At 47.0% G+C, this 10,169-nt stretch carries 9 protein-coding genes and 1 other RNA gene; 3 read left to right on the top strand and 7 right to left on the bottom strand.

Annotation, left to right across the window (positions count from 1 at the left end):
• Positions 1-154: 154 nt before the first annotated feature.
• From C8U37_RS14120 to C8U37_RS14135, 4 genes are all read right to left on the bottom strand, one after another.
• Positions 155-355: a hypothetical protein gene (locus tag C8U37_RS14120; protein WP_108033847.1), complete on the bottom strand. Its 201-nt coding sequence runs from the start codon at positions 353-355 to the stop codon at positions 155-157.
• A gap of 257 nt (positions 356-612) precedes the next feature.
• On the bottom strand, positions 613-2,358 hold the full coding sequence (locus C8U37_RS14125) for a CE1 family esterase (protein WP_108033848.1): 1,746 nt from the start codon (positions 2,356-2,358) through the stop codon (positions 613-615).
• A 56-nt stretch (positions 2,359-2,414) separates the two neighbouring features.
• The gene (locus C8U37_RS14130) at positions 2,415-4,826 is read right to left on the bottom strand and encodes a family 78 glycoside hydrolase catalytic domain (protein ID WP_108033849.1); all 2,412 of its coding nucleotides are present in this window, start codon (positions 4,824-4,826) and stop codon (positions 2,415-2,417) included.
• Positions 4,827-6,167: a PTS sugar transporter subunit IIC gene (locus C8U37_RS14135; RefSeq protein WP_108033850.1), complete on the bottom strand. Its 1,341-nt coding sequence runs from the start codon at positions 6,165-6,167 to the stop codon at positions 4,827-4,829.
• Between the two features lie 186 nt (positions 6,168-6,353).
• Here C8U37_RS14135 and C8U37_RS14140 point away from each other — a divergent pair, with 186 nt between their 5' ends.
• Positions 6,354-7,388, top strand: a complete 1,035-nt coding sequence (locus tag C8U37_RS14140) for an AraC family transcriptional regulator (protein ID WP_108033851.1) — start codon at positions 6,354-6,356, stop codon at positions 7,386-7,388.
• A gap of 68 nt (positions 7,389-7,456) precedes the next feature.
• Here the strand turns inward: C8U37_RS14140 and C8U37_RS14145 are convergent, their stop codons facing one another.
• Positions 7,457-7,666 carry a hypothetical protein gene (locus tag C8U37_RS14145; protein ID WP_108033852.1) on the bottom strand — a complete coding sequence of 70 codons (210 nt, stop codon included), beginning with the start codon at positions 7,664-7,666 and terminating at the stop codon, positions 7,457-7,459.
• Between the two features lie 53 nt (positions 7,667-7,719).
• Complete coding sequence (locus C8U37_RS14150; RefSeq protein ID WP_108033853.1) at positions 7,720-8,334, bottom strand: YdhK family protein; 615 nt, start codon at positions 8,332-8,334, stop codon at positions 7,720-7,722.
• Between the two features lie 264 nt (positions 8,335-8,598).
• Here C8U37_RS14150 and ssrA point away from each other — a divergent pair.
• Together ssrA and C8U37_RS14160 are read left to right on the top strand one after the other, a co-directional pair.
• Positions 8,599-8,962: a transfer-messenger RNA gene (gene ssrA / locus C8U37_RS14155) on the top strand.
• Positions 8,963-9,038: 76 nt separating this feature from the next.
• Positions 9,039-9,263, top strand: coding sequence for a hypothetical protein (locus tag C8U37_RS14160; protein ID WP_146161840.1), 225 nt, complete (start codon positions 9,039-9,041; stop codon positions 9,261-9,263).
• Positions 9,264-9,332: 69 nt separating this feature from the next.
• Here the strand turns inward: C8U37_RS14160 and C8U37_RS14165 are convergent.
• A partial coding sequence (locus tag C8U37_RS14165; protein WP_342749387.1) for an ATP-binding protein occupies positions 9,333-10,169 on the bottom strand: 837 nt, incomplete at its 5' end.

Below are 10,169 nucleotides of genomic sequence, written 5' to 3' on the forward strand. Positions count from 1 at the left end.
CCCTTTTGGGTCTTCATTTTTTGTCTATTTCTCTTTTCACCCGGTCCGGTGTGGAATTTAGTTTTACAAACTGGAATTTACTATTGCAAGTAACCGTCAAATTAAAAGAAAATAAAGAGAAGCAACCTTTGTGGGATCGCTTCTCTCTTTTGCTTTATTTTTCTTCTTTATCAAGAATTTCGGATATTTTTCTGTCGACATAATTTAAGCCCATACCCATGAAATATTCAGCCAGATCTTCATCGCTGATATCTTTTACATCGTATCCGCCCTGTTTTCTTTTAGCGGCATACCCTTTTCTCATTTTTTCAAGCATGTCTTCGGGTAGCTCCACTTGGAATTTCTTCATTGTCATCGCAACCGCCTCCTATGTCGTTGTTAGCCTGAACGATCGGATAAGGTAATGTTACTTCCGCATTGATCAGGTAACGCTTTCATTATACCCTTCTTTTCAAAATATATACAGAATTTTATGTCTGAAGCAGCAATATATTCGATTATTTTCATTTAAATATGACAAAAACCTTTGAAGGGAGTGGATTTTCAACTCATCCTTCAAAGGTTTCCCTATTGGTTTTCAATTATCATCACTGATAGTGGTATTTCAGTCGATCATTCTTCAGAGCTGTTGATGATCAGTTCGCCATTCTTGGTATTTCTCTGATAATTCTGGAAGAAATCCCAGATGAACGCGGCTTCCGGCTTGTAGTTCCAGTGCGCCAGGTCCTTGACGGCCGCCAATTTCATGACTACGCCGTTTTCGTTCGATGCGGTCCCAACAAGCATTTGCTTGTCGCCGAGGGTCGTCCATTCCTGATTGTCCAACGCCACGCCGTAGAATTCGTTCAACGACAGATCGTACTGCGGAGCTACATCCATTTGATTGATTGTCTGGTAAGCCTGGATGAACGGGAACATATCGACATTCGGATCATTCTGGAAAATACCCGGTGTACCGAATTGCCCGGAACCGTCCACAGGGATCATCTGGAAATTATCATGATCGCCGCAGATGTAGAGATATGGCACTTCGGGACCTGCATAGGTTGCCGCGATTTTGCTCAGTTCCTGCTTATCCACACCCGGGGACGAAACGGCAGCCACCGCCGCGAAAACACCCGGATATTTGACGCCCATCAAGGTAGCTTTGGATCCGCCTGCCGACAAGCCGCTCAAATAAATCCGAGAAGGGTCAATCTGCGGATATTTTACTTTCAGATCTTCAATCAGATTCAGGACTCCCTCTTCACCCAAGCCTTCGATGCCGCCGAAGTTCACTTCTTTTTCTTGCCATTCAGGCGAAACGACAATCAGATTTTCTTCAGCAGCCAACTCGGTCCAACCGCTTGTGTCTCCCTGCAGTCTCGGATCGTTCGCGAAGCCGTGAAGTGTCACGATCAACGGCACGGTGTTTTCATCCTGTTCCATTGCTGCTTCAGGGATGTATTCGTACCAAGAATACGCCCCTTCCCCGTTGACGGGTTCGGCTATCATTTGTTTATAAGTGATTCCCAGATCCTCAAAATTCGGAACCGCAACAAGCTCGTAGGGATCTGTATATTTGCTGACGTCAGCCATGTAAAACTCCGTCAGTTCGTTATGCATCCGGTAATTTTTCGATAAGACATGCTCCCATGCATTGGCATAGGCTTCCTGCACGGTTTCTTCTTCCGCGTTCACAACGACTTGCTGGAGCTCATTTTCCTGATTTCGGTAAACGGTCAGATCATCCTCAGCCAGCTGTCCCTCAGCAGCATTGGCTGAAGTGTAGAAATCCGTTACAGCTTCTTCAGCATTGCTGAGGTATACAGGAACGGGAGTCGTCGAGGTGCTGTCAGCTTCGACATCCCCGCCGTAAAGCATCATCCCTGCAATCGGGTAGCTTTTCTGCGCCAGAAAGTTGTTGGCAAAAGTCGCGCCTTCATCCAGCGCGATCACTTTGACGTTCTTCACCGGTGCTTTCGCCAACAATTTGATGAAGGCTTCCGCATCCTCCGCTTGATAGCCGTCCCCATTCAGGGGATTGATTACGTAGGCTTGCCCTGCCCATTCCTGGACATCCGGCAACAGTCCGATTTCGGCCAACAATTCTTCTGCTTCCTCTTCGGTCTTTTGGCCTGCGTAAATATAGAAGCTTGGCGTCAGTACATCCGATCGTGAGCTTGCGTAGCCGTCCTTCATGGCATCATAGGCAAAGAAATGCAATTGTGACGCTTCATCCGTTTCCGTCTCTTCTAAGGTGATGCCTGTATCCGGTGAACTTGCGGCAGATTCCGCCGTTTCTGAAGGAGTCGCGCAGGCCCCTAGGTTCAACAACGCCATCAGCATTGCCGCTTGACCGATTTTTTTGATATTCATCTTTTTGCCTCCATTATTTTGAAATGACCATTCTAACAAAGCGGAACTGGATAGGCTCAAACATTTCCCCGCCCGATTGCTTCGACAGCATCAAACGCTTGGAGCGTCAGCCTGATTGTCAGGCGGTCGCCTCCCGCGGTTGTAATCTCTTTATTGATGATTTGAAACGTTTCCCCTAATCGGAAATCGTAGTCCAGCGATTCCGGAAGCGTCACGCTGTACATGAGCGCATTGTCATCAAGCTGCTCCCACTGCGCTTCAATCTCACCTTGCATCGTCAGGAGTGATCCCTTGATTTCTGTAAGGTCTTTTGCGAAATAAGGAGCCAATTGAATGCTGCGATCTTTTTTGACGGAAATGCCTACCAACTTTTCCATCATCCAAGCCGAATACGATGAGAACATCGCATGGTTCAAGGAGCCTTGCACCGTGTTCGCTCCGTTCTTCACCGGGAAATATTCACTCAGTGTCTGATTGCCGTTCGCCAACATGCTCAGATAATTCGGTTCCTGACGGCGGGACAGCCAATTGTAAATCAAATCGTCCTCTCCGATATCGGATAGTACGGTGTATGCCCATGACATTCCGAAAATGCCGAAGCGGAAAATACCGGCATCATCATTTATGCGTTGAACCAGTTTTGCCTCAAGGGAACGTTGCTCCTCAACATCCCGGAAGAGACGCCCCTTCAATGCGAAAATCGTGCTCGATTGCGTCCCCGAGGCAAAACTGCCGTCCGCATTGCGGAAAAGAGCGATAGTCGCGTTTCTTGCTTCCGCAATGCGCAATTCCAAGGTTTCCATCAGCGTTTCAGAAACTTCATGCGCAGCAAACAACTCTTTGTATTCCTCCAAAAGGATGAGGTACATGCTGGCCGAGCAGAACTCCTGATCCGGAGAGACGATGCGCATATTCTGGATACCGGCATCGACGGACCCCCAATCGCCGAGGCAACAGTAACGGATATAGTCGAAATCGAAAGCCAGCAGATAATCCAAATGCTTAACCAAAGCCGACAGATGCTTTTGCACAAAGGCGGTATCCTGATAGTACTGTTCGATTCTTGCGGCAAGCACCGGGAATACCAGTTGCCAACCCAAGGAACCCGCCCCATTGGAAGTCCCATTCGTCATGATGCCGACGTAAGGAGCCGTCTGCGGAATCCCTCCTGCCGGGGTCTGATCATTCACGAAATCCATAAAGACTTTCTTCAATAAGGTATGCATATCGTTGCTGTAAAGGTGCGAATCAATCAGAGCGACGATATCGCCGCCATAGCCAAAACGCTCCCTTGTGCAGTCTTCGAAGTAGGAATGGATATTGTTCAGGCGGGTATTCCGTGCCGCATCCCACAACCGGTTCAATTCATCCGAAGACGAATGGAACCGGCTCACGGAAGCAAGGTCGGTGTGCACGCTGTATGCCTGGACGTTAGAAAGCAGCTCCTCCAACACATCTGTTTGCAGATTTGACTTCACTAGCACATAACGGAAGGAGTGATAGCAATACTGGTTTTCAAAACGGTAAATCTCTTGTTCAGTTTTTTTGATGACGTCCTTCTGGATGATTGGATCGCCCGCGTTTATGCCGTGCTCCTCATCCGTCACGCCATAGGTTCCGCTAATACTGGAATCAAAACTAAGGGTGCCGTCAGCATTCAGTTCCTCGGCGTACAGGAAAGTGATCTGGCCCAGAAAATCGGCGGAGATATCGCAAAGGAAATGCCCGGAAATGATTGTTCCGAAATCGATCAGGATGCCTCCGTGTGCAAAATTGTGCGTGACCACGGCCGGAAGGTACTGCTTCTGCCGCTTGATTTTAGGGATGAAACTTGGAGTCAAGTCTCCGCTCGGTCCTGCGATTTTTACCGTCTTCTGTTTTGTATCTGCCACCGGATCAGCATCCGTCACAACTTCCCCGATGTACAGATTGTTGAACAGATAGTTGCCTGGCTTGCTTTTCCAGCTCGAATCCGATTCGATCACGTATTTTTCACCTGCAGCAGTCGTGATCGTCAACTGGCTGATCAGGCAAGGCTTTCCGACAGCGAGTTGCTTGCGCACATTGTATTTGCCCAAAATCGTGATGGGAGCCGCATTGTACCAGCCATTGGCCAGTTCTACAGACAGTTTGTTGCTGCCCTTTTTTAAAAAATTTCTGATGTCATAGGTGTCGTAATAGACCGTTTTATCGTAATTCGTCACATCGTTGTTCAAATAGGACTCGCCCATACGATGCCCGTTCACGTACAAGGTGTAATACCCCAAGCCGCAGATAGCGATCAAGGCTTCTTCAATTTCATCTGAGACATCGAATTCCTTTTCCAGAATGATGTTGGGCCGTTCATTCAAAAATTCTGTTTCTTTTTCAAGCGGATTGTCCAACCGCGTGATCCAGCTGGCCTGACCCAAGCTGACGCGCAAAGGTTGGATCCTTCCGTTTATCGTAAGTGGATCCGTTGCAGTCATTTAACGGATTCCTTCAGCTTCCTGCACAGTCGCATCCGATCCCGTGCTGTCGATTTCTTTTTCGTCTTTGTACAGTTCTTTGTCGGCCATCCGAACGAAAGGAATCCAAACAACTGTCGTGATTGCGATCAGGGCAATCTGCAGGAGCGAACCTCTGATGCTGCCGGTGACGAAGTAACCGCTGATGATTGGTGGCGTAGTCCATGGAATCTGCGCTAATCCTGTCGGAAGCGGCACTAGTCCCATGGCGAAGACGAAATAAGCGACGATAGTCGAAATGGCATTCGAGAAGATGAACGGGATGAAATACAGGAAATTCAGCATCAATGGGATACCGAACAAAGCTGGTTCGCCAATATTGAACATGTACGGGACACTGGAAATTTTGCCGACTTCTTTGTATTGTCTGCTCTTCGCTACGATCAGGATTGCGATGACGGCGCCAACGACACCAATCGATGCGAAATGATTACGGAAGCTCATGCTGATGATGTTCGGAGGAATTGCTCCTGCCAACGACGCAACTTTATTTTGATCTTCCAAAACTTGGTGGATGGGATCCATTACGGCTTGGATAATCGAACCGCCATGCAGGCCAAAGAACCACAGGAATTGTTCGAAAATCTTGACGACGACCAAGCCACCGATTGAGCCGCCCAGGTAAGTCAATGGTTTTCCTAATGTGCCGTTGATCAATGTCAAGGCGTCACTCTTCAGCAACAATTCGATGATCAAACGGATGATGAAGAATGTAGTCACGACGATGAAGGAAGGGATGACCGATTCGAAGGGTCCGGCTACTGCAGGCGGTACGGATTCCGGCAGTTTGATTTTGATCCCTCTTTCTTCAATTTTTTTGTAGATGATGGTGCTGAACATTCCGACCAAGATGGAAAGGAACATCGATTGTGCGCTGATTTTCGTGATGTTCAGAAAATCGACGCCTTCGATATTGTCCAGTGGCGTCAGCAACAGGAAGGAGACGACTGCTGTAATGATGCATTGCAGCACGTTTGTTTCCAGCTTATCCGCCAAAGATTTCGCCATGGAAATGACGACAATCAAGCCGCCTACTGCCAAGGTTGCACTGTTCACGTATAATAATTTGGATTGCCACACAAATGCATTTTCTGTGCCTAAAATCATCGTTATAAAGTCAGTAACCTGGGTAATCGGGAAAAAGGCGATGATCAAAAAGATCGAAGCGATAAAAGTAAAGGGCATATATGCCAACATGGCATCCCTGACGGAGGTCAGGTAGATGTTGTTGTTCACCTTTGTGGCGAAAGGTCCAACTGTGTTTTGAATCTTGTCGCTGAGGGACATTTTTTCAGTATTCATGAATTTTCCTCCTATATTTGATACTTCTGTGCAAAGAACACTGTCAGGCGAATCATATTGACTAAATTTATCATCCGGATTATCATTATGGTATCGCTAACAAGTACATCTTAACGGATAGAACATATTTTATTAATATCATATTCTTACGATATGACTGACCATTTTTTACATGAAGGAGATTTTATGGATAAAGCACAGATCCGCGAAAAGCTATTTGCCCATACAGTTACAGAGAAACTTTATCTTCAGAATACAGACGGTCCACCCTCGGACTTCTTCGAAAATTTTGATTCCTATCTGAACGAGGACGCTGAACGCGTATACCGTTATACGTTTGAAAAGATTCTAAAAAGTGCCGAAGAGCGACAGAAAGAACGCGCCGCTTTTATCGAAGGCAGCCAACTGCTGATCCTGAAACACGCACGTTTCTCCTATACCCCTCTGCACGTCCACGATTTCATTGAAATGAACTATGTCTATTCGGGTACTATAGATATTATAATCGATGGGACAGAAATTTCCTTAAAGCAAGGGGATTTTTGCATCCTGGACACCGGCGTTTGCCATCGGATCCTGGATACGGGCGAAAACGATATTCTGATCAATTTCTTGATGAGGAAAGAGTACTTCTCTACCCACATGCTGAGCCGGCTGGCCTCAAACAGTATCATCACTCAGTTTGCCGTCAATGCCCTCTCCAAAACACAGAAGCATGACCGCTACCTTCTTTTCAACACAACGAACAGCGAATTCCTGATCGATGCCATCGAGGGGATGCTCGTCAATTACTATGAACCGTCATCGTATTCAAAAGATGTGACCGACGCCTACATGATCATCCTCTTTTCCGAGTTGCTGAAGGCTTTCCAGCAGAAACAATCCAGCGAGCATCGCAAGGCGGATCATTCCTACATCGGCGACATTCTGCTCTTCATCGAAAAAAATTATCAGGACTGTAGCCTGCAGCAGATTGCAGATACTTTCAAGTTCAATCCGAGTTACCTGAGCCGATTCATCAAGAGCAAGACCGGGAAGACCTATGTCGCGTTGGTTCAGGAACTGCGCCTCAACAACGCCTGCATCCTTCTGAAGAATACCGACACACCGATCGAAACCATCAGCGAACAGATCGGTTACAGGAACGTCACTTTCTTCTACCAGAAATTCAAACTGGCCTATGGGATGACGCCACATGAATACCGGATGAGTTCGAATTGATCGGTTGTCTTTGGACAAATCAAAATGACCGCGCTCCAACTGAGGAGGCGGTCATCATTAGTATTGGCTTATTTTCTTTTCTTGAACAGATCCCAAATCGAGAACGTGGCTTTTTTGTATATCCTGTTGTAGGCGGTCCTTTTGGCGTCACGGATCAGTCCCATGCCTTTTTTACCGTAGAACGGATTTGTTTTGCGTTTGATTGCCCGCTTCACCTTTCCGGTTGTCCTAGCCTTGAATGAACGTTTCAGGCTTGGTTTGCGCATACCGAATTTCATAGTGACCAGTCCTTTCTTGCGTACAGTTATATTTCTGTATGCTCGAGCTGCTGTTAGGGCTCTTCAATCGGCTCAAGTTCCATCTCGGTCACCCACTTATGGTTATTGACCGTTTTCCCAGTGACCGTATCTGTATAATCCACCATATAGACTGTAGTCGTTTCAGCAGCTTCGATGATGGCAGTCGCGCCGCTCATGCCATCCGTGTGCTCAGCTTCCAGCATCACTTCACTGCCAACACCGAATGGGTCTGTTCCGGCATCCATGATTTCCTCCTGGATAACCCATTGATGGTTCTCCACTCTTGGATCGCCATTGGTTGGGTCATAGGAAACTTCATAAACGATCGTGTCGAAGGCTCCAACGATTGTCGCTTCCGCACCTTCCATACCCTCCATATGTCCTGCTTGTATGATGACGGAATCGCCAACTTTATAAGTAGGATTTTCAGCTTCCATCAACCCTTCAGGAATTACACCGGAATCGTCATGGACCATATCCCCCATGCCGTCTGAACTGCTGGTGGAAGATTCCTCAACCATGCTTTCCATCGAAACACTCTCCACTTCGACCGAAGCTTCATCTGTATTAGTCTGCGATGAACAAGCGGCCAATAATACAGTAGCCGATAGACTGAACAAACTCATCACTATTTTTCTTTGTCTCATTTCTATCCGTCCTTTCTTAATGGTGGTGCTTGATACTTATTTACAGTGTACTGAAAGTGACTGGGCATTTCAAAGGATAACCCTTTCAGGGAAGCCTCTGCGATACCTAGTAAGTTTTAGAATCCCTTCACTCCGGCACTGCACAACTCTCCGATTCTCTTTTTCATGCGGCACGCTGAAAAAATATTTCGTGCATAATCCTTGCTTTTTAGGACGGATGACGTATAATATGAAATGCAAGATAACTCTGTGCATTCCCATTACGGGGACGTTACGGATTCGACAGGTATAGGTCGAGCTTTTGATGCGCTCCGTAGGTTACGTCTACGCTAAAACGTTACAGTTAAAACAACTGACAAAACACAAAACAACACTTTAGCTTTCGCTGCTTAATTGTAGCTAGCTAAGATCCTCCTGGTATCGCCCATGTACTCAGATCAGGGTCTCAATGATGTGGGATACGCTGTGACCTTCCATCTGGAGGAATCAGAAGAGATCAATCAGATTAGCCAACAATAATGCCTGTTAAACGGCTAGTTCAAGGCGAATTCCAATAGTTTAACTATGAGCGTAGACTTGGAAGTGCCGATATGCTTGGACACGGGTTCGACTCCCGTCGTCTCCATACTAGTAAGAGACGACACCCCACAGAAATGTTGATATGAAGCGATTCATTCGACATTCTGTGGGGTGTTTTTTTGTTTTTGGAAATGCATAATAAGTGTTGTCGGCATCAAGAAGCTGCTTCAGAGCGCTCCAGCTCCGGTGAAAACCGCTTCGCCGGAGAAACTGAGCCGATCCGGAATCGCATCTCCGACGAAGGCCGGTTCGCCGGACTTTACGATGGGGAAAACAGCTCAACTCCGATGAACGACCGCTTCACCGGAGCTGAGCTGTTTTCGAATAATCCGATAGTCTCCAACGGCTAAAGCGCACTGCTCACCAAAAAGAGGACCTTCTCGAAATGAGAAGGTCCTCTTTTTGCACTACTTAATTGTTTATTTGCTCATGTCTTCCAATTGGAAATGGATGGTTTCCATTGCTTGCAGCAAAGCTTCTGCTGTATCCAATGAAGTCAAGCATGGGATGTTATTTTCGACTGCTTCGCGGCGGATCAGGAATCCGTCGGTCTCGCTCGTCTTCCCTTCCGTCATCGTATTGACGACCAGGTTGATGCGGCCGTCGCGGATCGCGTCAAGAATGTCGTTGCTGTTCTCATTGATTTTCTCAATGACGTCGACTTTGATTCCTTCTGCTTCCAAAGCTTTACCGGTACCTGTTGTAGCAACGATGTGGTAGCCTAACGAAATCAAGCGTTTCGCCAATGGGATGATTTCTTCTTTGTCTTTATCCGATACAGTCATCAATGCCGTGCCATAGTCAGGCACATTCACGCCGGATGCGATAAAGCCTTTATACAAAGCTTTCGGCAAGTTGACATCTTTACCGATGATCTCTCCGGTAGACTTCATTTCAGGTCCCAGAACCGTGTCGACTTTCTTCAATTTACTGAAACTGAAGACTGGCATCTTCACGTATACGCCGGATTTTGACGGAACCAGACCTGTCTTGTAACCCATATCCTTCAGTTTCAGTCCTAGAATTCCTTTTGTGGCCAACTTCGCCATCGGAATGCCGGTTACCTTACTCAGGAACGGAATCGTCCGGCTCGCACGCGGATTCACTTCGATGATGTAGACGACGCCTTCGCTGATGACGAACTGGATGTTCACCAAACCGATGGTGTTCAACCCTTGCGCCACGCGGATCGTGTAGTCTTCGATCGTCTGGATCAATTCAGGCGAAAGGTTTTGCGGCGGGTAAACAGCGATCGA

It is taken from the genome of Trichococcus patagoniensis, from assembly GCF_003051085.1.
Classification (GTDB): domain Bacteria; phylum Bacillota; class Bacilli; order Lactobacillales; family Aerococcaceae; genus Trichococcus; species Trichococcus patagoniensis.